This is a genomic window from Faecalibacillus intestinalis (assembly GCF_015097455.1).
Lineage (GTDB): Bacteria > Bacillota_I > Bacilli_A > Erysipelotrichales > Coprobacillaceae > Faecalibacillus > Faecalibacillus intestinalis.
On sequence record NZ_AP024085.1, the window covers coordinates 390248 to 414123 of the forward strand.

A 23876-nucleotide genomic window follows, 5' to 3' on the forward strand; every position below is an offset into this window, starting at 1 on the left:
AATAAATATGAATATAACAATTTCAGAAAATAAGCGATATTTTAAAAAAAATAATAAAAATTTTTTTTATTTTGCAGACACTTGTTGGAGTGCTTTTACAAATATTGATTTAGATTCATGGGAATACTATTTGCAATACCGTAGGAGACAAGGTTTTAATGTTTTACAGATTAATATTCTTCCTCAGTGGGACGCAAGTGAAACGCATTTCAATTATCAACCATTCGAAAAGGACAATGATGGTTTTTATGATTACTTTCATATTAAACAAGAATATTTTCAACATGCAAGAAAAATGTGTGAGAGAGCAAAAGAATTTGGATTTGAATTGGCTTTAGTTGTTTTATGGTGTAATTATGTGCCGGATACATGGGCAAACAAACTTATGAAATCTAAAACAATGCCTTTCGATGCCATTGAAAACTATATTAAAAAGGTTCATGAGACATTTTCGACTTTTAATCCATTTTACATTATAAGTGGTGATACTGATTTGGAAAACCAAAGTTCAATTAATCATTATAGAAAGGCAAGTCATCTTTTAAGACATCTTGCACCAGATTGTTTACAATCATATCATATTAGAGGTCGTATGGTTGAACTACCAGAAGAAATCATCGATGAAATAGATTTTTATATGTATCAAACAGGTCACAGTGCTAAAGAATCTGATAAAGAAATGTGTTATCAGATGCCAGAATACTTTTTAACAAACTATCCTGTAAAACCATTAATAAATTCAGAACCATGTTATGAATCAATAGGATATGCTGGAAATATGTATGGAAGATTTCATCAATTTGATATTCGTAGAGCAGCTTGGCAAAGTCTTTTAGCTGGGGCTAGTGCGGGAATAACATATGGAGCAGGTGGAGTATATAGTTGGCATGAGTATGGTAAACATTTTTCGCCCTGCATAGGCGAAGGGTTTGATATGCCTCATCCATGGCAAATAGCTTTGCATTATCCAGGGGCATGGGATTATAGTGATATCAAGCACATCTTTTGTGAATATAAAATTACAGATCTAAACCCAAGACAAGATATTTTGTTAAATGAAACAAAAGAAATCAGAATTGCTGAATATCAAAATAGATATTTTATATATGTACCAGAAAATACAACTATTAAACTAAAAATAGACACCAATGATATTGAGTCTATAATCATATTAGACCTTGAAACAAGACGTAAGGAAATAGGGAATAAATATAAAAAAGATGGAATTTGTTGTTTAGAAATGCATACATTTGGCCATGATGTATTATATATTGTTGAATTAAAAAACATTTAAGCGAAAAGTAGATTTTTTAAGCAAAGTATATTTTAAAGAAACGGTGAATTTTGGTATGAGAATTGTTGATGTAAAAGTAAATCATTTTAATAATCCAATTGGTTATTATATTGATAAACCTTGTATAAGTTGGAAAATAGAAGATACAATAAGTGAGATACAAGAAGATGTGTCTATAAATATAAGTTTAACGTATAATATGAAAGAGATAATTTATAGAATTCATGGAAATCTAGATCAATGTGGTACAGTTCTTGATTTAAAATTAAATACTCGAACACGCTATTATTTTCAGATAACCGTTAAAGGTAATAAAGATCAAGCAGTAAGTGATATATATTATTTTGAAACTGCCAAAAATAATCAATGGAAAGCAAATTTTATTGGTAGTCTGACAAGATTCTGTCATAATTAATAAAAGCATTCGTGTCACGAAAAATATTAAAAATGCTAGATTATATATTTGTGGGTTAGGCGTATATGAAGCATATTTGAATAAACAGTTTGTTAATAATGAATATCTTATGCCTGGTTTTCATTGTTATAATGATTATTTACAATATCAGACTTATGATGTGACTTCATATTTAAAACGTGGTGATAATCTATTGTCAGTTTATTTAGGTAACGGATGGTATAGAGGACGTTTAGGATATGAAGGGGGATTTGAAAAAATATTTGGGGATGATTTAGCACTTATATTTGAAATGTATATTGAATATGTCGATGGTTCAGAAATAGTCTTTTTTTCTGATGAAAGTTGTGAAGTAAGATCCTCGCCAATCATACAATCAGGAATTTATGATGGAGAATATTATGATGCTAATAAAGAAAATAGTTCTATGAAATTACCATTGAATATTATTGAAATTGATAAAAGAAAACTTTTTCCCAGATTATCCCTTCCTATAAATATAGTAGAAAAAAGAAAACCACTTAAAATTATATATTCATCAAATAATGAAAAAATTTTAGATTTTGGTCAGAATATTACTGGATGGGTAGAAGCAAATGTGGATAGAGATATTCATATGTATTTTGGTGAAATATTGCAAGATGGATGTTTTTATAATGAAAATTATCGCACTGCAACGTTTGGATATTATTACAAATCAGATGGTGTAATGCGAAATGTTCGACCACATTTCACATTTTATGGTTTTCGTTATGTAAAAATTATTTATGATGGAGAAGTGAATTTAGATTCATTTCAAGCGTGTCTTCTTACATCGCAGATAGATAGAATTGGTTTTATTGAAACTGGTAATAATAAAGTTAATCAATTAATATCTAATGTATATTATTCTCAGGTAGATAATTTTTTAGATATTCCGACAGATTGTCCTCAAAGAGATGAAAGGTTAGGTTGGACAGGGGATGCTCAAGTATTTAGTGATACAGCTTGCTATAATAGTGATGTATCAGCTTTTTACAACAAGTATTTATTTGATATGTACAATGAACAAAATAAAAGAAATGGTAGTGTTCCTAATATTATTCCAACTTTAAATCCTAGAATAGAAAATTATGCAGGTAATGTATTGGAAGAAAACATCTATAAAAAAGCAGAAAAACTAAAAGAAATGTTGATGTCACAAGATTCATCCCCTTGGGCAGATGCGGCTACAATTATACCTTGGAATGTATTTATGCATGATGGAGATATGTACCATTTAAGCATTAACTATAAAAACATGAAAGCATGGGTTGATCATATTATAGAATTAGATAATAAGAATGGTTTACATCATTTACTTGACTTTGGATTTCATTTTGCTGATTGGTTGTCATTAGATAACCCTAATGGTGGTCCGTTTGGAAAGACTGACATGTATTATGTTTCTAGTGTTTATTATTATTATTCTGTTTTGTTAGTTTCTAAGGCGGCGAAGTTATTAAAAAAGGATGAATATATATATTATTATCGTAAAGCAGAACAAATTAGGACAGCAATAAGGCAAAAATATATTAAAAATGGTCACGTAAATATTACGACACAAACTGCATTGGTTTTAGCGATATATTTTAAAATATTAAATGAAAATGAAGTTGAAAAAAATATTAATATTCTTGAAAAAATGATAGTTGATAAAGGACATATTGATACAGGATTTGTTGGAACAGTATATATTAATGATGTATTGGCAGATAATGATAGAGAAAAATTAGCATATGACGTTTTATTAAATGAAAGTTATCCAGGGTGGATAAACGAAATAAATTTAGGAGCAACTACTATTTGGGAAAGATGGAATTCAGTATTGCCAGGAGGTAAAATGAATTCTGATGGTATGAATAGTTTAAACCATTATTCATATGGATCAATTTTAGGTTGGATGTATCGATATATTGGTGGTATAAAAGCTGTAGAACCAGGTTTTAAAAAGGTTATAATTAGACCAATTTTTGATGAAAGAATCAAGTATTCTAAATTAAGATATAACTCAGCAATGGGTGAGTATCAAATATATTGGAAATATGTCAATGATAATAGGGTTAATATAACTGTTAAAATACCTTTTCTATGTCAAGCAAAGGTTATACTTCCAAAAAAAGTAATTGATTGCAAATCAGGAACGTATAAGTTTGATATTAAATTGAAATAATGTACTATATTTAATTAAAATTTAGCATTCATAAAATATTATCTAATAATAAATGTTAGTACTACAAATGAATTACTACTTATTTAATACGTAGTTTGTAATATTGTTCTAAATTATGTTGTTAAAAAGTATTTTCTTAAATATTATAGTTTGAATAGTTATAAACTTAAATCGTACAAGTATTTCATATATTTGAAATGTTACAAATGTGTGAGTATATGAATAATTTTTTTGTGTTTAGAGTGGATGAGATGACATATAGATGTCATTTCATTCACTTTTTTTTAATTATTTCGCTCTTTTTAAGAATTTTGTTGTTTTTTAAGATAAGCATCTGAAAATATTCCATAGTGATACTCATAGTAGGCTTCTTTTAATGATATTGGCATTGGTGTGTTTAACACCAATGCATTTTTAATAAATTCACTATCTTTCACTTCTTCGAATAGCTTCTTTGCTTGTTCATCTCTTTTATACTTATATTTTATTTGTTTTCTTAAAATATTAAAATCTAAATATTCTTGTGCATATCTTGTTGAAAAACCATGTGTCCTTTGAATAATATTTTCTATTTCACCCATTAATTTATTAACAGACGCTAGACTATTTCCATCTTCTGTTAAATAATGCTTTTGTGTTGGTGAAGTTTTAATATAACTATTTTCTGCTTTCAATTCATTTGAAAATTGTTTAAAGCATGACTTTGTATCACTGATTAATTTCTTTACATTATCTAGTCTATTGATTACAGACATGTATTTTTCAAATGACTCTGATCCCAAACCAACAATATTCATCATTATGTTATCTTGACTATCTATTGCACATGTAACACATACCTTATGATGTGATATTCCTCTATATGCTGATTGTTTTCCTCTTTTTTTTTGAATATCTAGGCATATTTTCTGGTTTGGTTCCTTTAAGATTGATACTTAAATATTGAGAATCGATTTCTATTTCATTACTTAATTTTTGTTCTTGAATGATTTGTGATGCTGTTTTATAAAGTTTATGTCTCATATAAAAACATGTTGTTATCGATGTATTCATAAAATAAGCTTCATCTTTTAGTGTTAAACCACTTATTTCGTAATCAATAAATTTGAGCCATTGATCTTTTGTAAAATGAGAACAAAAAAATAATGTTTTAGTGTTTTCACTAAAAGATCTGTGTCAGTCATTACAAAAATAACGTTGTTTTCATAGGAATCTTTGCCATTTTTCTTGACAGAAGACGAACCACATATAGGACAAATTATTTTAGACTCAGATTTAACATTGATTGAACAAGAATTTTTAATACGTTCCAGAAGATTATCAATATAGTCTTGATCTTTATTTTTCAAATATTGAACAACTTGTTTTTCAGTAATCATTATAAACACCAACCTTTATTGATATTTTAATCATTATCTGAAATATATTCTTTTTGAGCATCTGATTAGCCTTCAATATATTGGTGTTTATTCAATTAGCAACATTTTTCTTAAAAAGAGCGATTTAAGTCACCTTGTTTGAGATTTAAGGGAATGATATACTATTAAATGTTGAGAAAAAGAAAAAGGTTGGTAAACAAAATGAAATTCTATATAAATAATAAAGAATTAAGTGAAAAAGTATTTTGGCGAACATTAGAATCTTTAGTAACACCACTTCAAAGAGTTTATATTTTAGAAGGAATGAAGGTAAAGATTGCAGATTATTTATGTTGGATGGAAATTATTAAATAACTATTTTTTTGAAAGGATGTGTTTTTCATGAATTATATTTTAAAACAGTATGATAATGATTTATTGTATTTTTCTATGAAAAATACAAATAATGGATTAGAAATTTTTATTGATGCTGTTAATCAAAATTTACACGATCTTTTACCATTAGATTTAGAATTAAGTAATGAAGGATTAAAAAATGGCTTCAAAAAAGGACAATTCCTAGAAATAGAGCCTATGCTTCTAATTTTTTATCACGATTAGGATTAAATGAGAAAGATACAAAAGGTATTATTGATATATGTCAAGGCTTATCATTGAATGATAGTTATTGGGTTGTACAAGAAAATTGTAAAGACTTATTTAAAGATAAAAATCTTTATCATAATTCTTTTAATACCAACATTGCTTCTATTGCTTTTACAGGATATGGAAGTTATACAAGAACTTTATTTAAATCATCACCTGAATTTACAACAAATGGGATGCTTGCAAAATCATGGAGAAGAATAAAAAATAATATTTTTCTTTATAAATCGGGAACAGAAGGATTTGCGAATAGTGGCTTAGAACCTTATAGTGAATATTATGCTTCACAGATTGCTAAAACAATGGATTTACATTATGTGGATTATGGGCTTTCTAAATGGAAAGGAAAGCTTTGTTCAACATGTTTACTTTTCACAAATGAAAACATATCTTATATTCCAGTTGGAAGAAATTATTCAAAAAAGAGTTTTAGAATTATTAGAATAGTAGAGCATATCTACTATTTTCATTTTAAATTAATAAATTACTTGACTATATCCTAAGGTCATACTGTTTAATATAAGTAGAGGTGATAGTTATGACAACACATGAAGTAGAAGAAATGTTAGATATTACAAAGAAAATGTTGATTTATTATGAAAATGAAGGTTTAGTGAAACCATTAAGAGATAATAATTATCGATGTTATAATCAAGATGATGTTTCAAAAATTAAGTTTATTCTCCTATTAAGAGAGATGGACGTCACTATAGAAGAAATCAAACAGATTATTAATAAAAAGAAATCAATTAGAGATGTTTTGGAAAATAAAAAAGATTTGATAAAACAACGACAACTTGATTTAGATCATATAGATGAAAAAATTAATAATTATATTAAAAGAAAAAAAGTTAAAATAGCAGTAGATAATGTTTTAGATTATGGAACGATTTATGATCGTTTATATTTTTATAAAGATTTTCTTCAATATTTTCAGACAGAAATAAAATACAGTGATGTCAAATGCTTTAAACTATCAATGTCCAGTTCAATTGGATATATGAAATTCATGGAAGTACATATGAATTATTATGTGGATTTAGATGTTGTTACACAACATGATACTTATTCTTTTCAAATTATGAACAATGAAGTTGTTTATCAAATGATGGAAAGAATTAAAGCTTATCCATTAGAAGATCCTCTTGGATTGGTTAACATCTATCTTAATAAACGAGATATGGTTCAACTTAATCAATATATTAATCGACATTTTAGAAAGTGGGCTAAAGAATATCATTTAGATAATCCAAGAGATAGTATAATAAGAAGATACAAATAAGACCAATTTGTTCCAAAATAAAAAGCTGATTCTAAAAGAGAGTATGATTAAAATGCACATAGAAATGTGTCTATCACTAATCCCTCTCCATATATGAGTTCATTTTCTATTGCAATCATGTTAGTGATAGGAGGAGAAATTCTCTTTCTCCTTTTTTAGTTGACAAAAGAAAGAACAAAGATTAAAATATAAATAGGAATTATTCCTAGTAAGGAATAAAAGGAGGAAATAAACATGGCTAATAAATATGCAGGAACACAAACAGAAAAGAACTTAATGGAAGCTTTTTCAGGAGAATCACAAGCAAGAAATAAATATACTTACTTCGCTTCAAAAGCAAAAAAAGAAGGTTTTGAACAAATTTCATCTTTATTCTTAAAAACAGCAGATAATGAAAAAGAACATGCTAAAATGTGGTTTAAAGAATTAAATGGTATTGGAAATACAGCTGAAAACCTAGTAGCAGCAGCTGAAGGTGAAAACTACGAATGGACAGATATGTATGAAGGCTTTGCAAAAACTGCAGAAGAAGAAGGTTTTCCAGAACTTGCAGCTAAATTCCGTATGGTTGGAGAAATCGAAAAACATCATGAAGAACGTTATAGAGCATTATTGCATAATGTAGAAATGCAAGAAGTTTTCGCTAAAAGTGAAGTAAAGGTTTGGGAATGTCGTAACTGTGGACATATCGTTGTTGGGGAAAAAGCACCTGATGTTTGTCCAGTATGTGATCATCCACAAGCGTACTTTGAAGTTCATGCAGAAAATTATTAATAAGAAAGGTGCTTTGGCATCTTTTTTATTATTTTTATATAAGAATATTTTTTAAGTTTTTTGTTCTCTTTTCATAAATAAAAATATTTATTCGTATAATAATAGCTGTCAAAGAAAGGCAGATGAAAGTGAATAAATGTTATAAATATGTTTTATCTTTAGGTTATTTATGTTAGAAAGCATTTAATTTGCTGTATTACCATAAAAGAATGAGCATTACCAAATGTTGCCGTAAATCTCCCAGCTTTAGCTGTGGAGATATAAGGCAACTTTTTTAAGCTTTTATCAATAACATATATAATTAGATATCTTTTAGTAGTATAATATACTCATGAAATACAAATCAAATAATAATGTGATCTATTCCTGTAAATATCATGTTGTATTCTGTCCAAAATATCGACGTCCCGTTCTTGTAGATGGTGTTGATGATCGCTTAAAGGAGTTGATTAAAGAAACCTGTGATCAATTGAATGTCGAAATCATTGAAATGGAAATCATGCCCGATCATGTACATTTGCTTATGGAAGTAGACCCACAATATGGAATTCACAAAGCAGTTAAAAGAATCAAGGGCTATTCTTCTAGAGTGTTGAGACAGGAATTTCCTTGGTTGAAATCAAGGATCCCAACGCTATGGACCAATAGCTATTTTGTATCTACAGTAGGTGGTGCACCACTTTCTGTAATCAAGCAATATATTGAAGATCAAAAAAACGTTTAGGTGATATCTATGCAATTAACAGAAACAGTCAAGCTTTATCCAAATAAATATCAGACAGAATTAATCAAGGCAACGATGACAGAGTATATTTCTACAGTCAATCATCTTGTTTTTGATGCTGCTAATGGAAGAGCTATTACAAAAATAACAACAGCAGATGTAAATGCTGCTCTTCCAAGTGCCTTATGCAATCAATGTATTCGAGATGCCAAGTCCATCATAAGAAAATATAATAAGGCTTTAAGAAATTCAGATACTCAAGTAAAACTTCCTGTTTTGAAAAAAATGTGTTGTTATATCAACAATCAAAATTTTAGAATCAATGATGACTGTATTGGCTTTCCAGTAATCATCAATGGAAAGTCAAAACGTATATCAGTCAAGACAAAAATGTCAGAAAGACAGAAATCAATTTTTTCATCCAGTAAATTAGGAACGATGCGTATTGTTGTAAAAGGGCATGATCTCGTAGCACAAATCGTCTATGATGCCAAAGAAGATGCTGCTTCTTCAAATGACAATGTCATGGGTGTTGATCTTGGAATCAAATGTCCTGCGGTAAGTTACTGTCCAGATGGAAGTATCAAGTTTTATGGAAATGGGAGAAAAAACAAATATATAAGAAGACACTACAATAATCTTAGAAAAAGATTTCAAAAAGCAAAGAAGCCAAAGGCGGTTGTCAAAACCAACAACAAAGAACAACGTATCATGAAAGATATAGATCATAAGCTAAGTCGTGAAATCGTAAATATAGCAAAAACTCATGACGTATCAGTAATCAAATTAGAGCGACTTCAAAACATATGCTCTACGACAAGAACAAGTCGAAAAAACAATCATAGCCTGCATACATGGTCGTTCTATAGACTAGCTACATTTATAGAATACAAAGCAAAACTGGCAGGCATAAAAGTTGAGTATGTAGATCCAGCATATACAAGTCAGATCTGTCCGATATGTGGAAGAATCCAACATGCAAAAGACAGGAATTATATATGCAGATGTGGATATCAAACACACAGGGATCTGCTAGGAGCCATAAATATATGCAACTCAACTGAGTATATTGGTAACAGATATACTGCCTAGAGAACTATAGGTTCTGCTCTAGGAAGGGTAATGGCATACCCCTAACTTGCACTGCGACCTATCAGAAATGAACTGGTCAGCCAACAATGTTGGCAGGTAGCAAGAATCTCCTGTCTTTAGACATGGGGAGTGTCAAACCAAAACACTATCAAAAATAACTTTTTAATCATCGTCAAAATAATTTAAAAGACATTTAGGAGAAAAGATTATGTATTATAAAACAACATATAAATCACCCTTAGGAATTTTATATTTAGTAAGTGATGAAGAAAATTTAATAGGATTGTGGCTTGAAGGACAAAAATATTTTCAAGCAACATTAAAAGAAGAGCCCATCATTAACGATCAAATAAAAATACTCCAAGAAACCAAAAGTTGGTTAGAGCGTTATTTTAAAGGAGAAAAACCAGATATTAAAGAGCTTTCTTTAAAACCACAAGGAAGTCTTTTTAGACAAGAAGTGTGGAAACTTCTTTGTGAAATACCTTATGGTGAAGTCACAACTTATGGAAAGATTGCTAAAGTTGTAGCTCAAAAACTTCATAAAGAAAAAATGTCAGGACAAGCCGTAGGGAATGCGGTAGGTCATAATCCTATTTCAATTATCATTCCGTGTCATCGTGTCGTTGGTACAAGTGGCAGTTTAACGGGATATGCAGGTGGTATTGATAAAAAAATTGCTTTATTAAAACATGAAGGTGTGGATATGACACGTTATTTTAAACCTAAAGCCAGATGATTCTGGTTTTTCTTTTATTTTACTTTTATTATAGTATAATAAAAGTAGGGTGAGGATAATGAATGCATTAAAAGAAACGAAGAAAAAACATTTATTAGCTATTTTAAAATATCTCTATCTTCATAATAGTTCAACAATGAACGAATTAGTAGGAAATCTTCAATTATCACAACCAAGTATTCGTAATATGGTAAGAATACTTCAAGAAAAACAATTGATTCAAGAAGTAGGAAATGACTTATCAAGTGGTGGAAGATGTCCAACACGTTTTGCCTTAAATGAAAAGAATTATTTAATTCTATGTCTTTATATTCAAGTGGATAAAATCATTTATCAAGTAAGAAGTTTTAGTGAAATAAAAAAAGAAGATATATTATTTTATCAAGGGGAAGAAGAATTAAAAAAAATAATAAGACAATTAGTAGATAAAAATGAAGTTCATTGTTGTCAAATAGCGGTTGAAGGAATTGTCTATGAAGATGAATACGTTACTGATCATCAAAATATTCTAAAAAAACATCATTGGGTGAAAGATATCAAAAAAGAAATAGATCTGCCAATTCAACTCCAAAATGATGTCAAGATGATTCATCAAGGATGTTATTTTACGTATCAACAAGACACTACTTATTATCTATATATAAATGAAGTGGGAATAGGAAGCTCTTATTTTTATAAAGATGAACCGCTATATGGAAATACTGGAATCATGGGTGAAATAGGCTTGATATCTTTTAAAGGAAAAACGATTAATCAACGCATTCGTGAATGTCAAAGTCAAGATGAATTTAATGAACTTCTGGGGTTATTGGTAAGTATGATTTTTACAATGCTTGATCCAACGCGTTTAGAACTGTCATTAGATTTAAAATGGAATTATGAAGAAAAGATCATTAAAAATATATTAAATAAAATAGATAAAAATTGTTTTAAAAATCTTTATTTTCATAAAGATATTTCTTCGATGTTATTTGAGGGATTGGCTTATCGAGGTATTGTTTATTTATTGAAAGAAAGGATTGAAAGAGATGAAAAAATATAAAGCGATTATTTATGATATTGATGGTACACTTTTAGATACTTTAAAAATGAATATGTACCCCCTTATGAAAATTATTAAAGAAGAAACAGGAGAAGATTGGACTTTTGAACAGGTTTTAAAATTTGCAGCCTATCCAGGTATGAAGGTCATGGAAGAATTAGGTGTTAAAGATCAAGAAAAAACCTATGCTAGATGGGTGCAATATGTAAATGACTATGAAGATGGTGCTACTTTATTTGAAGGATTTGAAGAAGTTTTGGAAACATTTAAAAACAAAAAAATCAAACAAGCAATTGTCTCTTCTAAACTTAGAGAACAATATGAAATTGATATTGTTTCTAAAGGAATTGATCAATACATGGAAGCTGTTATTTTACAAGATGATACTACTTTTCATAAACCTCATCCGGAACCACTATTAAAATGTATTGAAAAATTAAATTTAAAACCTGAAGAAGTTATTTATATTGGAGATGCACAATCGGATTATGAAGCATCTAAAAACGCACACATTGATTTTGGTCTTGCAAAATGGGGTAGTGTTGCTACGCAAGAAATACCAGCCACTTTGGTTTTCAAACAACCAAAGGACTTATTGCGATTATTAAAAAAATAATTTTTCTTTTAGAATTATTTAGTTTTTCTTTAGAAATAGTTCACGGCTTGTTCATATAACTTTTTTATGCTTTTTTTAACAAAAGGAGGCATCTATGAAGTTACGTTACATCTACCAAAGTGTTTTATTTATTATTGGACTATTCTTTATTTTATTAGGATTCGTTGGTTTATTGCTTCCAATTGCTCCTCAAGTTCCATTCTTTATTATTGGAGCGATTTGTTTAATGAAATCATCAAATCGTATTAGAGATTGTGTAAAACAACATGCCCTTTATAAAAAGCATTGTCAAAAATTTATAGAAAAATCGAAATTATTAAAGCGAATACTTGGTTAGTACTCGCTTTTTAGTATTTCTATAAAATTTTTTTGTAATAAAGAAGTAGGTTTCTTTTTTTAATAAGATGTCAATGATATAAAGGCATGTTTTCTTTAACCATTATTTTTACGTTTTCTGGTAAATCAAAAATAGCGACAATTTGTTTGTTATCAATAAAATCAGGTATTTCTTGATTTTGCATGGCTTGTCTAGCGACCATTATTTTTTCATCTTTAAGATCTTTTTCTGCAATGATTTTTTTAGAAGCGAAGGGATGTACTTTAAAAGCAAGAATATCTAAAGAATTTGTACTCTTTAAAGGAATTCCTTCATAAAGATTTCTATCGTAATCATGAATAAAAAGACCAAAATCAAGAAGATTTCTTTCTAATTGTTTTAATAATTTTTCTTTATCATCACTTAATAAATGAAATTGTACATGAGGATAACGCTCTTGAAAGAGTTTCATCATTTTCACAATTTCACTTAAATTATCTGTTTGCCCTGTTCCAATATAGAGAGGTCCTGTTAAAGGATCGCTTTTCATTTTTCTATTATTAAAGGATATGGATTTAAGGAAACAGAAAGGGAGGTCAAAGAAATGTGTGATTATGCAAACTATCTTGAAAGAAAAGCAAGAAATGAAGGAATTAGTCAAAGAATCAACCAAGGCAAAAAAATAGAACGTAAAGAAAAGAATATAGAGTATGTAAGAAAACTAATGGAAAGATTACAAATGTCATTTAAAGAAGCGGTTAGTTTATTAGAAATACCAGAAAAAGAAATTAAAGAAATAGAAAAATACTTTCAATCATAAATAATGAGCTTAAAGGTAAAAAAAGATATTTTTAATTAGAGTAAAAGAGGCTTTTGTAGCCTCTTTTTAAGCAAGTGTTTTTTTCACAAAATGCTTGAAATAAATACCATTAAGAATTGTTGTCATTAAATCCGAAATCGGTTCTGCTAGAACAACAGCATAAACTCCATAACTTGGTAAAATAAATGGTAACAGATAAATCAAAGGTATTAATAAAATGATTTTTCTAAAGAATGCAAAGAAAAATGCATTTTTTCCACAACCTAATGCATTATAGGTTTGTTGAAAAGTAGAGAAAGCACCCATGATAATAAAGCCAAAGATATAGATTCTTAATAATTGATAAGAAAGTTGAATTAACTGAGTATTATTAGCAAATAAGGAAACAAATACTTGAGGGAAGGCTTCCATTAGTAAAACACCAATAATTGAATAGGTTAAAGCTACTTTGATCGTAATTTTAATAGTCTCTTTTACACGATTATATTTTTTTGCGCCAAAATTGTAACTAATAATAGGTTGTGCTCCTTGGGCAATTCCTTCCATAGGAAGAGATAGGATTTGTGACATTGAAAGAAGTATTGTCATAGCACTTACCGATAAATCTCCACCATAAAGAAGAAGCTGTCTATTAAAGGCGACTTGTAAAATTCCTTCTGTTGATGACATAAAGAAAGGAGTAAAACCTAAACCTAATATCTTTTTCATAATATTTTTATCAAATAAAAGATATTCTTTTCTTATTTTTATAATTGTCTTTTTACCAAATAAAAAAGATAACACCCAAATACATGAGACGAATTGTGAAATAATGGTTGCAAGGGCAGCGCCAGCAACATTCATATGTAAAACATAGATAAAGATAGGATCTAAAATAATATTTAAAATACCACCAATAAGTAAAGTCATCATGCCAAACTTCGCATAACCTTGAGTGTTGATAAAATAATTAAGACCGACTGTTAATTGGATAAACACAGTTCCAACTGCATAAATTCTTAAATAAGATAAAGCATAAGGAAGTGTTTTTTGACTTGCTCCAAAAAGAATAAGAATTTTATCACCCCAAACCAAAAGACAAAACATAATTATAAGAGAGGTCAAAATTAAACTACTAAACGCATTTCCTAAAATTCTTTCAGCTTCTTTGGGGTTCTTTTCTCCTAATTTAATAGAGGCAAGTGGAGCACCACCTCGACCAAAAAGATTACTAAAAGCAGTAATGATTGTAATAATTGATGTACATAAACCAATTCCTGCAATGGATAAACCACCATCGGGAAGTCTACCAATATAAATACGATCAACCATATTATAAATAAGTGTTGCAAGCTGTGCCAAAATGGATGGTAAAGCGAGCGAGAATAAAAGTGATGACACTTTTTCGTTTTCTAATCGATGATTCATAAATACCTCCAAACAGTCTTAATTATAAATGTTTAATTATAAAGGTCAATATGATAAAATTATGGAAAGAAAGAAGGGAAAAGTATGGCATTATTTGATGACTTAACAAAAAAAGCGGTAAAGTTTACGGAAAAAACAATTGAAAAATCTTCTGAACTTGCAGATACTGCAAAAACGAAAGTAAGTATTAAAAGTGCAGAAGCTGATTTGGATGATCAATTCATTGAATTAGGAAAGTTGTATTATGAAGTTTTAAACAAGGACAATGTCTTTGATGAAAAAGCTGCTCCAGTTGTTCAAAAGATTGATGAAATCAATCAACGTATTGAAAGTTTGAAATTAAGCCTTGAAAAAGGATAACGCAATTACTGTTCATATTTACTATACTGGAGAAAATGGAAGTGCGAAAGCTTTTGTCAAAGAGATGTTAACAAGTGGTCTTGTTGATGAAATTAGAAAAGAAAAAGGAAATAGAAGCTATGAATATTTCTTTTCAGTAGAAGATGAAGAAACGGTTTTATTAGTGGATAGTTGGGATAATCAAGCAGCAATTGATTTACATCATGCTTCTAGTATCATGGATCAAATAACGGAACTAAGAATCAAATATCATCTACATATGAAAGTTGAACGTTGTTTTTTAGATGAAACAGGAATACCAAAAGAAGATCAAAAGTTTATTCAAAAATAAGGGCCTGTTGAGGAAATAGGTCCTTCAGACTATTAACATTTTATTTGTTAACAGTTTGAAAGAAGGCTACTAAAAAGGTCTTCTTTTGCTGTAAAAACACAGTATATTATTCAAAAAAGGGAAAAAGGCAAAAAAAGAGTATGATAAAAAACATCGATACAGAGGGAAAAAAGAAAGGGAAATAGAGAAAAAGATAAAAAAACACAGAAAAAAAGCTTTACAAAAGGGAGAGGGGATGGTAATATAAATGGGCACTCGACGAGAGAGTCAAGTGAGAGGACATTGAAAACTGAACAGGAAAGAATAAAACACAACGTCAATTAAGTTAAAGAAATAAAAAAGAGCTAAACAGACTAAGAGATTGTCTGAAAGGAATAAGACAATGGAGAGTTTGATCCTGGCTCAGGATGAACGCTGGCGGCGTGCCTAATACATGCAAGTCGAACGCTTCACTTCGGTGAAGAGTGGCGAACGGGTGAGTAATACATAAGTAACCTGGCATCTACAGGGGGATAACTGATGGAAACGTCAGCTAAGACCGCATAGGTGTAGAGATCGCATGAACTCTATATGAAAAGTGCTACGGGACTGGTAGATGATGGACTTATGGCGCATTAGCTGGTTGGTAGGGTAACGGCCTACCAAGGCGACGATGCGTAGCCGACCTGAGAGGGTGACCGGCCACACTGGGACTGAGACACGGCCCAGACTCCTACGGGAGGCAGCAGTAGGGAATTTTCGGCAATGGGGGAAACCCTGACCGAGCAACGCCGCGTGAAGGAAGAAGTAATTCGTTATGTAAACTTCTGTCATAGAGGAAGAACGGTGGATATAGGGAATGATATCCAAGTGACGGTACTCTATAAGAAAGCCACGGCTAACTACGTGCCAGCAGCCGCGGTAATACGTAGGTGGCGAGCGTTATCCGGAATTATTGGGCGTAAAGAGGGAGCAGGCGGCACTAAGGGTCTGTGGTGAAAGATCGAAGCTTAACTTCGGTAAGCCATGGAAACCGTAGAGCTAGAGTGTGTGAGAGGATCGTGGAATTCCATGTGTAGCGGTGAAATGCGTAGATATATGGAGGAACACCAGTGGCGAAGGCGACGATCTGGCGCATAACTGACGCTCAGTCCCGAAAGCGTGGGGAGCAAATAGGATTAGATACCCTAGTAGTCCACGCCGTAAACGATGAGTACTAAGTGTTGGGAGTCAAATCTCAGTGCTGCAGTTAACGCAATAAGTACTCCGCCTGAGTAGTACGTTCGCAAGAATGAAACTCAAAGGAATTGACGGGGGCCCGCACAAGCGGTGGAGCATGTGGTTTAATTCGAAGCAACGCGAAGAACCTTACCAGGTCTTGACATCGATCTAAAGGCTCCAGAGATGGAGAGATAGCTATAGAGAAGACAGGTGGTGCATGGTTGTCGTCAGCTCGTGTCGTGAGATGTTGGGTTAAGTCCCGCAACGAGCGCAACCCCTGTTGCCAGTTGCCAGCATTAAGTTGGGGACTCTGGCGAGACTGCCGGTGACAAGCCGGAGGAAGGCGGGGATGACGTCAAATCATCATGCCCCTTATGACCTGGGCTACACACGTGCTACAATGGACAGAGCAGAGGGAAGCGAAGCCGCGAGGTGGAGCGAAACCCATAAAACTGTTCTCAGTTCGGACTGCAGTCTGCAACTCGACTGCACGAAGATGGAATCGCTAGTAATCGCGAATCAGCATGTCGCGGTGAATACGTTCTCGGGCCTTGTACACACCGCCCGTCACACCATGAGAGTCGGTAACACCCGAAGCCGGTGGCCTAACCGCAAGGAAGGAGCTGTCTAAGGTGGGACTGATGATTGGGGTGAAGTCGTAACAAGGTATCCCTACGGGAACGTGGGGATGGATCACCTCCTTTCTAGGGAGAGAAAGTTGTGCTTTCTTGTTTGGTTTTGAATGTCCATGACATTCAAGAGGACATTGAAAACTGGATAGTAGTAAAAAAAATTGCGAAAACGATAAAGAAGAGATTAGACATTAAAGAAAAAATAAGGTCTAGTACGAAAAGTCGAAAGTAACTAAGATTTTACAGCAAGTGTAAACGAAAAAAAGTTCAAGCAAGCAAACCTAGAAGGTAAAGCAAGAAAGGGCGTATGGGGAATGCCTAGGCACACTCCGGCGAAGAAGGACGCAGCAAACAGCGAAATGCGACGGTGAGCGGTAAGCACGTGAAGAGCCGTCGATATCCGAATGGGGGAACCCACACGGAGTCATATCCGTGTATCACATGTCGAATACATAGACATGATGAGGCGAGACGCAGGGAACTGAAACATCTAAGTACCTGCAGGAAGAGAAAATAAGAATGATTTTCTGAGTAGCGGCGAGCGAAAGGGAAAGAGCCCAAACCGATCTGAGGATCGGGGTAGTAGGATCATCGATAAATCAAACAGAGGATCATAGAGGAATCACATGGGAAGGTGAGCGAGAGAGGGTGAGAGCCCCGTACTCGAAATGAGAGACTGGAGAGAGATGACACCTGAGTAGGGCGGGACACGAGAAATCCTGTCTGAATCAGCCGGGACCATCCGGCAAGGCTAAATACGAGAGAGTGACCGATAGTGAACCAGTACCGTGAGGGAAAGGTGAAAAGAACCCCGGGAGGGGAGTGAAAGAGAACCTGAAACCATATGCCTACAAGAAGTCAGAGCCCGTTAAAGGGTGATGGCGTGCCTTTTGTAGAATGAACCGGCGAGTTACTGTATGGAGCGAGGTTAAGCAGGATATGCGGAGCCGAAGCGAAAGCGAGTCTTAAGAGGGCGCGAGTTGCATGCAGTAGACCCGAAACCGGGTGATCTAGCCATGACCAGGTTGAAGTTGGGGTAAAACCCGATGGAGGACCGAACCGACCCCCGTTGAAACGTTGGCGGATGAGTTGTGGCTAGGGGTGAAATTCCAATCGAACCCGGAGATAGCTGGTTCTCCCCGAAATAGCTTTAGGGCTAGCGTCGAGAGAAGAGTTGCGTGAAGGTAGAGCACTGAATATGTGATGGCCCCATCTCGGGGTACTGAGCATAATCAAACTGCGAATGTCACGCCAACATGCTCGGCAGTCAGACAGCGGGTGATAAGGTCCGTTGTCAAGAGGGAAACAGCCCAGACCATCAGCTAAGGTCCCAAAATGTATGCTAAGTGGAAAAGGATGTGGAGATGTACAGACAACTAGGAGGTTGGCTCAGAAGCAGCCATCCTTTAAAGAGTGCGTAACAGCTCACTAGTCGAATGACTCTGCGCCGATAATTTACCGGGGCTAAGCATACTACCGAAGCTATGGATCCCAAGGGATGGTAGGGGAGCGTTCCATGAACGGAGAAGTACGACCGAAAGGACGTGTGGAGATCATGGAAGAGAGAATGCCGGTGTGAGTAGCGGAACGTGGGTGAGAATCCCACGCACCGAAAACCCAAGGTTTCCAGAGGAAGGTTCGTCCGCTCTGGGTAAGTCGGGACCTAAGGCGAGGCCGAAAGGCGTAGTCGATGGACAACAGGTAGAGATTCCTGTACCCGTATATATGTGAAGGAATGACGGAGAGAGGAAGCTGCAGCCAGCGGCTGGAAGAGCTGGTGCAAGCGAGATATCGGGATGGCAGGCAAATCCACCATCCGAAACGAGAAGGCGTGAAGCGTACGGAAAGCTACGGCGAGTACGGAAGGCAGTGGAGGAACTTCCAAGAAAAGTTTCTAACGTTAAGTATATATGGCCCGTACCGAAAATGGACACACATGGGTGAGGAGAGAATCCTAAGGTGAGCGAGAGAACTATAGCTAAGGAACTCTGCAAAATGACTCCGTAACTTAGGGAGAAGGAGTGCTCATAGAGATATGAGCCGCAGTGAAACGGCCCAAGCGACTGTTTACCAAAAACACAGCTCTCTGCTAAGCCGCAAGGCGAAGTATAGGGGGTGACGCCTGCCCGGTGCTGGAAGGTTAAGGGGAGGGGTTAACGCAAGTGAAGCCCTGAACTGAAGCCCCAGTAAACGGCGGCCGTAACTATAACGGTCCTAAGGTAGCGAAATTCCTTGTCAGGTAAGTTCTGACCCGCACGAAAGGCGTAACGATTTGGGCGCTGTCTCAGCTGTAGACTCGGTGAAGTCTTAGTACCTGTGAAGATGCAGGTTACCCGCGACTAGACGGAAAGACCCCATGGAGCTTCACTGCAGGTTGATATTGGGATTTGATGCAGCATGTACAGGATAGGTAGGAGGCAAAGAGATGGATACGCCAGTATTCAAGGAGCCGCTGTTGGGATACTACCCCTGTTGTATTGGATTTCTAACCGGACGACGTAGAGCCGTTGACGGGACAGTGTCAGTCGGGCAGTTTGACTGGGGCGGTCGCCTCCCAAAGAGTAACGGAGGCGCCCAAAGATACCCTCAGCTTGGATGGAAACCAAGCGCAGAGTGCAAAGGCAAAAGGGTGTTTGACTGCGAGACCCACAAGTCGAGCAGGGACGAAAGTCGGGCTTAGTGATCCGGCGGTGCTGAATGGAAAGGCCGTCGCTCAACGGATAAAAGCTACCCTGGGGATAACAGGCTGATCTCCCCCAAGAGTTCACATCGACGGGGAGGTTTGGCACCTCGATGTCGGCTCATCGCATCCTGGAGCTGAAGTCGGTTCCAAGGGTTGGGCTGTTCGCCCATTAAAGCGGTACGCGAGCTGGGTTCAGAACGTCGTGAGACAGTTCGGTCCCTATCTGTCGTGGGCGCAGGAAATTTGAGAAGAGCTGTCCTCAGTACGAGAGGACCGGGATGGACGCATCAATGGTAGACCAGTTGTCACGCCAGTGGCATAGCTGGGTAGCTAAATGCGGAAGGGATAAACGCTGAAGGCATCTAAGTGTGAAACCCACTTCAAGATGAGATTTCCCATTGCGCAAGCAAGTAAGACCCCTTAAAGACGATAAGGTAGATAGGTCAGGAGTGTAAGCATGGTGACATGTTAAGCGGACTGATACTAATAGGTCGAGGGCTTGACCGAAAAGGCAAGCGAGCTTGAAAGAAGAAAAACTACTGTCTGGTTTTGAGTGTCCTGAAGACACTTGACAAGAAGAATCTGGTAATGATAGCATGATGGACACACCTGTACCCATTCCGAACACAGAAGTTAAGCATCATCGCGGCGAAGATAGTACATTGTGCGAAAATAGCTCGTTGCCAGTTCCTTCTTTTTTTATGTTTTAAGAATTTTCCCTTAAGTGGTTTTTTATTTTCATATAATGAAAGCTTTTACATATTTAAAATAATTAGTCTAAACTATCCCTTGAGGTGAATATAATGGAATTAAGCATTTTGTTAATTCAACAAATATGTCAATTATTTATTATGATCTTTTTTGGCTTTTTGCTTGTAAGAGGTCGAGTTTTAACAGCGGAAAATAGTAAAGTATTATCTATTTTACTTTTATATGTTGCATGCCCTTGTGCCATTATCAATTCTTTTATGATTGATTTTACATCAGATAAGTTGATTGGTTTAGGAATATCTTTTTTAGGGGCTATTTTAGTACATATCATTTTTATTCCACTTGCTAATTTATTAGGAAAAATTTTTGGTTTTACACCTATTGAAAAAGCAACACTTATTTATTCAAATTCTGGTAATTTAATTATTCCTTTAGTAGGAGCCATCTTAGGGAATGAATGGGTCATTTATTCAAGCGGTTATATGGTTATACAAACTATTTTATTATGGACACATGCTAAAAGTCTAGTTTGTAATGAACCATCATTTGACGTAAAAAAGATTCTATTAAATATTAATATTATTGCTATCATTATTGGAATTTGTCTTTTTATGTTTCAATTACAATTACCATCTTTACTTGTTGATACTTTTTCTAAAGTAGGAAGTATGATGGGACCATTAGCAATGATTGTTATTGGAATGCTTATTGGAGAAATGGATTTAAGGAGTATTTTTGTAGAAAAGAGAACATATTTAATTTCTTTATTTAGATTAGTTGTCTTTCCATTAATTATGATTCTTATTTTTAAATTTACAGGTATGTCTCGTTTAACAGTTGATGCTGACAAAATTTTGTTGATTACAATTTTAGCTGCATCTGCACCACCGGCTGCAACGATTACACAATTTGCACAGCTTTATAATAAACATCCAGGATATGCAAGTATTATGAATGTGATGGGAGTTATATTTAGTATTATTACAATGCCACTCATGATTATGATTTACCAATTATTATAAAAAGGTAGAAATACCTTTTTATTTATATATTAATAAAAGGAGTTCAAATGAAAAAAATATTATGTGTTTTGTTATTATTTGTAATAGGTTGTACACCTAAAACAACAATGATTGAAATTCAAAAACATGTCTATGTAGAAAAAGAATTTAAAGACAGTTGGTTAGAAATGAATGAATTTGGAGATAGCTATATTAAGGAAGAACTACAAGGAGGATATGGTTATTCATATGATGATCAATATTTAGAAATCTTTTTTAATTCAGGTGGTAAAATTGAGCTTTATAATTATAGTATAAAAAAAGATAATTTGATCATTTCAGGCGAAATGATTCCTCCTGCAACTATTCGTTTAGTTCATCCGCATCTTGAGAATGTCACAAGTGAAGGAGTAATTATTCATGAATTAGGACATTATTTTGATGAAAAGTATCATTTTAGTTCTTCTAAACAATTTATAAAACTTTATAAAGAAAATAAAACATTATTCAAACAAAAGACAAAAAAAGAATATTTTGCAGAATGTTTTAAAGAATATGTTGGAAATCATCAAGAAAAGGTAAAACCTTTTCAAGCTTATATGGAAACAATTACTAAAAAAATACGACAAAATAATAAATGACTCATGCAAAAAGCGTGACTTATGGGTAAAAAAACGATATAATGTGTCTAAAAAAGAAACTAATAAATAGGTTTTGATTAATGATATAAATGCTTTTTAAAATATGATAATATGTTATGGTGAGGTGAAAATGATGGATGATTTTATTAGACCGCCAAAAAAAGAAGTAAAACAAGAAACAAAACAAAGACCAATCAAAGAAGTTTTAATTGTTATTTTGATTATTGTTTGTCTTGCAATTGGGTATTTTGCAGGCTATGTTTCAAAAAAGAATGTTATTGTTAAAAATACAAATGATAGCAGTATTATTAATGAAGTTTATGATACTTTAGATAAGTATTGGGTAAATACGAATGATCAGGATGTAAATTTAAATACCTCTGCTATTGAAGGAATGGTTGCAGGATTAAATGATCCTCATTCAAGTTATCTAACAAGCAAAGAAGCTGTTGAATTTAATCAAACAGTTGCTGGAAATTATCAAGGCATTGGTGTAGGTTTTTCTATGGTAGAACAAGGGGCCATGATTACTAAAGTATATAGTGATTCACCAGCAAGTAAAGCAGGCTTAAAAGTTGGCGATATTATCACGAAAGCAGATGGAAATGAATTAGCACAAGCAAGTACTGATCAAGTAAGAGACTATGTGCGAGGTGAAGATGGAACAGAAGTTACATTAACGATTTTAAATAATCAAAAAACAAGTGATGTGACAGTTACAAGAGGCGCATTAGATACTTCTGCTTTTTATGAAATAAGAAAACAAGGAAATGTATCTTTTGGATATATTGAATTATCAACTTTTGGAACAGATACCGCTAAGCAAGTAGAAATAGCCTTAGAAATGTTTAAAAAGAAAAATATTCAAACATTAGTTATTGATTTAAGAGATAATGGTGGAGGCTATTTAACAGCTGCTACAGATATTTTAGATTTATTCTTTACTTCAGATGAAGTAATTTATCAAATGAAAGAAAAAAATAGTGCAGCAAAAAAATATTATGCAGAATCAGATAAAAAATATGAATTTGAAAATGGTTATATTCTTGTAAATGAAAATACAGCAAGTGCTTCTGAATTAACAGCAGGAGCTTTACAAAGTGAAAAAGGATATCAACTTATTGGTAAAACAACTTATGGAAAAGGAAGTGCACAAACTCAAAAAACGCTTTCTGATGGATCAGTTTTAAAGTATACGTATGCTAAATGGATGATTCCTAATGGAACATGTATTAATGGAAAGGGTCTAACACCTGATGAAGAAGTTGATAATGTTTCATTATCAGGAATTACAACAAAAGATGTAAAAGAAACCTTAAAAGTTGATTGTGTAAATACACGTATTAAATCTATGCAAAAGATGCTCAATATTTTAGGATATTCTGTTGATCGAGAAGATGGTTATTTTTCAGTTAATACACAAGCAGCATTACAACAATTTGAAACAGATAATCATTTAAATGTAGATGGAGAGTATAGTCAAAGTGATAAACAAATGCTGGTTGCAAGAATGATGATTTATATCAATAATCATGAAAATGATAAACAGTATGATCAGTTAATGAAAATCATAAAATAAGG

At 33.3% G+C, this 23876-nt stretch carries 25 protein-coding genes and 3 rRNA genes; 23 read left to right on the forward strand and 5 right to left on the reverse strand.

Going from position 1 to position 23876, the window contains the following annotated elements; genetic code table 11:
- Positions 1 to 7: 7 nt before the first annotated feature.
- The 3 genes from Fi14EGH31_RS02140 to Fi14EGH31_RS02150 are packed head-to-tail and all read left to right on the forward strand — an operon-like array spanning position 8 to position 3900.
- Complete coding sequence (locus Fi14EGH31_RS02140; protein WP_233550235.1) at positions 8 to 1294, forward strand: apiosidase-like domain-containing protein; 1287 nt, start codon at positions 8 to 10, stop codon at positions 1292 to 1294.
- Positions 1295 to 1349: 55 nt separating this feature from the next.
- Positions 1350 to 1709, forward strand: a complete 360-nt coding sequence (locus Fi14EGH31_RS02145; protein ID WP_022000956.1) for a glycoside hydrolase family 78 protein — start codon at positions 1350 to 1352, stop codon at positions 1707 to 1709.
- 25 nt (positions 1710 to 1734) lie between these two features.
- Positions 1735 to 3900 (forward strand): family 78 glycoside hydrolase catalytic domain, encoded by a 2166-nt coding sequence (locus tag Fi14EGH31_RS02150; protein WP_267905652.1) that lies wholly within the window; start codon positions 1735 to 1737, stop codon positions 3898 to 3900.
- 302 nt (positions 3901 to 4202) lie between these two features.
- Here Fi14EGH31_RS02150 and Fi14EGH31_RS02155 read toward each other — a convergent pair whose 3' ends face one another.
- From Fi14EGH31_RS02155 to Fi14EGH31_RS02165, 3 genes are read right to left on the reverse strand one after another with little or no spacing between them, the layout of a single operon-like run.
- Positions 4203 to 4700, reverse strand: a complete 498-nt coding sequence (locus Fi14EGH31_RS02155) for a hypothetical protein (RefSeq protein ID WP_200765093.1) — start codon at positions 4698 to 4700, stop codon at positions 4203 to 4205.
- A 58-nt stretch (positions 4701 to 4758) separates the two neighbouring features.
- Complete coding sequence (locus tag Fi14EGH31_RS02160) at positions 4759 to 4953, reverse strand: hypothetical protein (protein ID WP_200765094.1); 195 nt, start codon at positions 4951 to 4953, stop codon at positions 4759 to 4761.
- 32 nt (positions 4954 to 4985) lie between these two features.
- Positions 4986 to 5279: a hypothetical protein gene (locus tag Fi14EGH31_RS02165; protein ID WP_107030699.1), complete on the reverse strand. Its 294-nt coding sequence runs from the start codon at positions 5277 to 5279 to the stop codon at positions 4986 to 4988.
- A gap of 201 nt (positions 5280 to 5480) precedes the next feature.
- Here Fi14EGH31_RS02165 and Fi14EGH31_RS02170 point away from each other — a divergent pair, with 201 nt between their 5' ends.
- The 11 genes from Fi14EGH31_RS02170 to Fi14EGH31_RS02220 all read left to right on the forward strand — a co-directional run bounded on the left by Fi14EGH31_RS02170 (position 5481) and on the right by Fi14EGH31_RS02220 (position 12530).
- Positions 5481 to 5633: a hypothetical protein gene (locus Fi14EGH31_RS02170; protein WP_022000952.1), complete on the forward strand. Its 153-nt coding sequence runs from the start codon at positions 5481 to 5483 to the stop codon at positions 5631 to 5633.
- A 27-nt stretch (positions 5634 to 5660) separates the two neighbouring features.
- Positions 5661 to 5879: a hypothetical protein gene (locus Fi14EGH31_RS02175; RefSeq protein WP_117826424.1), complete on the forward strand. Its 219-nt coding sequence runs from the start codon at positions 5661 to 5663 to the stop codon at positions 5877 to 5879.
- 53 nt (positions 5880 to 5932) lie between these two features.
- Positions 5933 to 6427, forward strand: a complete 495-nt coding sequence (locus Fi14EGH31_RS02180) for a hypothetical protein (protein ID WP_199596408.1) — start codon at positions 5933 to 5935, stop codon at positions 6425 to 6427.
- Positions 6428 to 6462: 35 nt separating this feature from the next.
- Positions 6463 to 7206, forward strand: a complete 744-nt coding sequence (locus Fi14EGH31_RS02185) for a MerR family transcriptional regulator (RefSeq protein ID WP_118306681.1) — start codon at positions 6463 to 6465, stop codon at positions 7204 to 7206.
- Between the two features lie 234 nt (positions 7207 to 7440).
- Positions 7441 to 7980: a rubrerythrin gene (gene rbr, locus Fi14EGH31_RS02190; protein WP_022000948.1), complete on the forward strand. Its 540-nt coding sequence runs from the start codon at positions 7441 to 7443 to the stop codon at positions 7978 to 7980.
- 331 nt (positions 7981 to 8311) lie between these two features.
- Positions 8312 to 8704: an IS200/IS605 family transposase gene (tnpA, locus tag Fi14EGH31_RS02195; protein WP_022000947.1), complete on the forward strand. Its 393-nt coding sequence runs from the start codon at positions 8312 to 8314 to the stop codon at positions 8702 to 8704.
- 9 nt (positions 8705 to 8713) lie between these two features.
- Entirely contained in the window at positions 8714 to 9796 is a 1083-nt protein-coding gene (locus Fi14EGH31_RS02200; RefSeq protein WP_200765095.1) for an RNA-guided endonuclease InsQ/TnpB family protein, read from the forward strand.
- 208 nt (positions 9797 to 10004) lie between these two features.
- Positions 10005 to 10535: a methylated-DNA--[protein]-cysteine S-methyltransferase gene (locus tag Fi14EGH31_RS02205; RefSeq protein ID WP_022001391.1), complete on the forward strand. Its 531-nt coding sequence runs from the start codon at positions 10005 to 10007 to the stop codon at positions 10533 to 10535.
- Between the two features lie 58 nt (positions 10536 to 10593).
- Positions 10594 to 11577 (forward strand): ROK family protein, encoded by a 984-nt coding sequence (locus Fi14EGH31_RS02210; protein ID WP_117832945.1) that lies wholly within the window; start codon positions 10594 to 10596, stop codon positions 11575 to 11577.
- Positions 11564 to 12193: an HAD family hydrolase gene (locus Fi14EGH31_RS02215; protein WP_022001389.1), complete on the forward strand. Its 630-nt coding sequence runs from the start codon at positions 11564 to 11566 to the stop codon at positions 12191 to 12193. The genes Fi14EGH31_RS02210 and Fi14EGH31_RS02215 overlap by 14 nt, the downstream gene beginning before the upstream one ends.
- Positions 12194 to 12287: 94 nt before the next feature.
- Entirely contained in the window at positions 12288 to 12530 is a 243-nt protein-coding gene (locus Fi14EGH31_RS02220; RefSeq protein ID WP_022001388.1) for a DUF454 family protein, read from the forward strand.
- 70 nt (positions 12531 to 12600) lie between these two features.
- Here Fi14EGH31_RS02220 and Fi14EGH31_RS02225 read toward each other — a convergent pair whose 3' ends face one another.
- Positions 12601 to 13059, reverse strand: a complete 459-nt coding sequence (locus tag Fi14EGH31_RS02225) for a LysR family transcriptional regulator substrate-binding protein (protein ID WP_118473982.1) — start codon at positions 13057 to 13059, stop codon at positions 12601 to 12603.
- Between the two features lie 54 nt (positions 13060 to 13113).
- Here Fi14EGH31_RS02225 and Fi14EGH31_RS02230 point away from each other — a divergent pair, with 54 nt between their 5' ends.
- Entirely contained in the window at positions 13114 to 13329 is a 216-nt protein-coding gene (locus Fi14EGH31_RS02230; RefSeq protein ID WP_022000935.1) for a hypothetical protein, read from the forward strand.
- Between the two features lie 66 nt (positions 13330 to 13395).
- Here Fi14EGH31_RS02230 and Fi14EGH31_RS02235 read toward each other — a convergent pair whose 3' ends face one another.
- Positions 13396 to 14736 (reverse strand): MATE family efflux transporter, encoded by a 1341-nt coding sequence (locus tag Fi14EGH31_RS02235; protein ID WP_117482159.1) that lies wholly within the window; start codon positions 14734 to 14736, stop codon positions 13396 to 13398.
- A gap of 84 nt (positions 14737 to 14820) precedes the next feature.
- On the opposite strand from Fi14EGH31_RS02235, the gene Fi14EGH31_RS02240 reads away from it, so the two are divergent.
- From Fi14EGH31_RS02240 to Fi14EGH31_RS02275, 8 genes are all read left to right on the forward strand, one after another.
- Positions 14821 to 15096 (forward strand): hypothetical protein, encoded by a 276-nt coding sequence (locus tag Fi14EGH31_RS02240; protein ID WP_118473983.1) that lies wholly within the window; start codon positions 14821 to 14823, stop codon positions 15094 to 15096.
- Positions 15083 to 15427: a putative quinol monooxygenase gene (locus Fi14EGH31_RS02245; RefSeq protein WP_118473984.1), complete on the forward strand. Its 345-nt coding sequence runs from the start codon at positions 15083 to 15085 to the stop codon at positions 15425 to 15427. Before Fi14EGH31_RS02240 ends, Fi14EGH31_RS02245 begins: the two co-directional genes overlap by 14 nt.
- 379 nt (positions 15428 to 15806) lie before the next feature.
- A 16S ribosomal RNA gene (locus tag Fi14EGH31_RS02250) occupies positions 15807 to 17331 on the forward strand.
- A 215-nt stretch (positions 17332 to 17546) separates the two neighbouring features.
- Positions 17547 to 20449 (forward strand): 23S ribosomal RNA (locus Fi14EGH31_RS02255).
- 74 nt (positions 20450 to 20523) lie between these two features.
- A 5S ribosomal RNA gene (gene rrf, locus Fi14EGH31_RS02260) occupies positions 20524 to 20631 on the forward strand.
- Together the 16S, 23S and 5S rRNA genes form the textbook arrangement of a ribosomal RNA operon.
- Positions 20632 to 20745: 114 nt before the next feature.
- Entirely contained in the window at positions 20746 to 21675 is a 930-nt protein-coding gene (locus Fi14EGH31_RS02265) for an AEC family transporter (protein ID WP_022001441.1), read from the forward strand.
- Between the two features lie 47 nt (positions 21676 to 21722).
- Positions 21723 to 22295: a hypothetical protein gene (locus Fi14EGH31_RS02270; protein WP_200765096.1), complete on the forward strand. Its 573-nt coding sequence runs from the start codon at positions 21723 to 21725 to the stop codon at positions 22293 to 22295.
- 133 nt (positions 22296 to 22428) lie between these two features.
- Positions 22429 to 23874 (forward strand): S41 family peptidase, encoded by a 1446-nt coding sequence (locus Fi14EGH31_RS02275; RefSeq protein WP_107030317.1) that lies wholly within the window; start codon positions 22429 to 22431, stop codon positions 23872 to 23874.
- Positions 23875 to 23876: the final 2 nt, after the last annotated feature.

Coding starts and splice junctions, on each gene's coding strand:
- Fi14EGH31_RS02230 (WP_022000935.1), top strand. CDS start 13,114: ATGTGTGATTATGCAAACTATCTTGAAAGAAAAGCAAGAAATGAAGGA.
- Fi14EGH31_RS02215 (WP_022001389.1), top strand. CDS start 11,564: ATGAAAAAATATAAAGCGATTATTTATGATATTGATGGTACACTTTTA.
- rbr (WP_022000948.1), top strand. CDS start 7,441: ATGGCTAATAAATATGCAGGAACACAAACAGAAAAGAACTTAATGGAA.
- Fi14EGH31_RS02155 (WP_200765093.1), bottom strand. CDS start 4,700: ATGATGAATATTGTTGGTTTGGGATCAGAGTCATTTGAAAAATACATG.
- Fi14EGH31_RS02165 (WP_107030699.1), bottom strand. CDS start 5,279: ATGATTACTGAAAAACAAGTTGTTCAATATTTGAAAAATAAAGATCAA.
- Fi14EGH31_RS02205 (WP_022001391.1), top strand. CDS start 10,005: ATGTATTATAAAACAACATATAAATCACCCTTAGGAATTTTATATTTA.
- Fi14EGH31_RS02265 (WP_022001441.1), top strand. CDS start 20,746: ATGGAATTAAGCATTTTGTTAATTCAACAAATATGTCAATTATTTATT.
- Fi14EGH31_RS02235 (WP_117482159.1), bottom strand. CDS start 14,736: ATGAATCATCGATTAGAAAACGAAAAAGTGTCATCACTTTTATTCTCG.
- tnpA (WP_022000947.1), top strand. CDS start 8,312: ATGAAATACAAATCAAATAATAATGTGATCTATTCCTGTAAATATCAT.
- Fi14EGH31_RS02210 (WP_117832945.1), top strand. CDS start 10,594: ATGAATGCATTAAAAGAAACGAAGAAAAAACATTTATTAGCTATTTTA.
- Fi14EGH31_RS02175 (WP_117826424.1), top strand. CDS start 5,661: ATGAATTATATTTTAAAACAGTATGATAATGATTTATTGTATTTTTCT.
- Fi14EGH31_RS02220 (WP_022001388.1), top strand. CDS start 12,288: ATGAAGTTACGTTACATCTACCAAAGTGTTTTATTTATTATTGGACTA.
- Fi14EGH31_RS02160 (WP_200765094.1), bottom strand. CDS start 4,953: ATGAATACATCGATAACAACATGTTTTTATATGAGACATAAACTTTAT.
- Fi14EGH31_RS02140 (WP_233550235.1), top strand. CDS start 8: ATGAATATAACAATTTCAGAAAATAAGCGATATTTTAAAAAAAATAAT.
- Fi14EGH31_RS02270 (WP_200765096.1), top strand. CDS start 21,723: ATGAAAAAAATATTATGTGTTTTGTTATTATTTGTAATAGGTTGTACA.
- Fi14EGH31_RS02275 (WP_107030317.1), top strand. CDS start 22,429: ATGGATGATTTTATTAGACCGCCAAAAAAAGAAGTAAAACAAGAAACA.
- Fi14EGH31_RS02170 (WP_022000952.1), top strand. CDS start 5,481: ATGAAATTCTATATAAATAATAAAGAATTAAGTGAAAAAGTATTTTGG.
- Fi14EGH31_RS02240 (WP_118473983.1), top strand. CDS start 14,821: ATGGCATTATTTGATGACTTAACAAAAAAAGCGGTAAAGTTTACGGAA.
- Fi14EGH31_RS02185 (WP_118306681.1), top strand. CDS start 6,463: ATGACAACACATGAAGTAGAAGAAATGTTAGATATTACAAAGAAAATG.
- Fi14EGH31_RS02145 (WP_022000956.1), top strand. CDS start 1,350: ATGAGAATTGTTGATGTAAAAGTAAATCATTTTAATAATCCAATTGGT.
- Fi14EGH31_RS02200 (WP_200765095.1), top strand. CDS start 8,714: ATGCAATTAACAGAAACAGTCAAGCTTTATCCAAATAAATATCAGACA.
- Fi14EGH31_RS02225 (WP_118473982.1), bottom strand. CDS start 13,059: ATGAAAAGCGATCCTTTAACAGGACCTCTCTATATTGGAACAGGGCAA.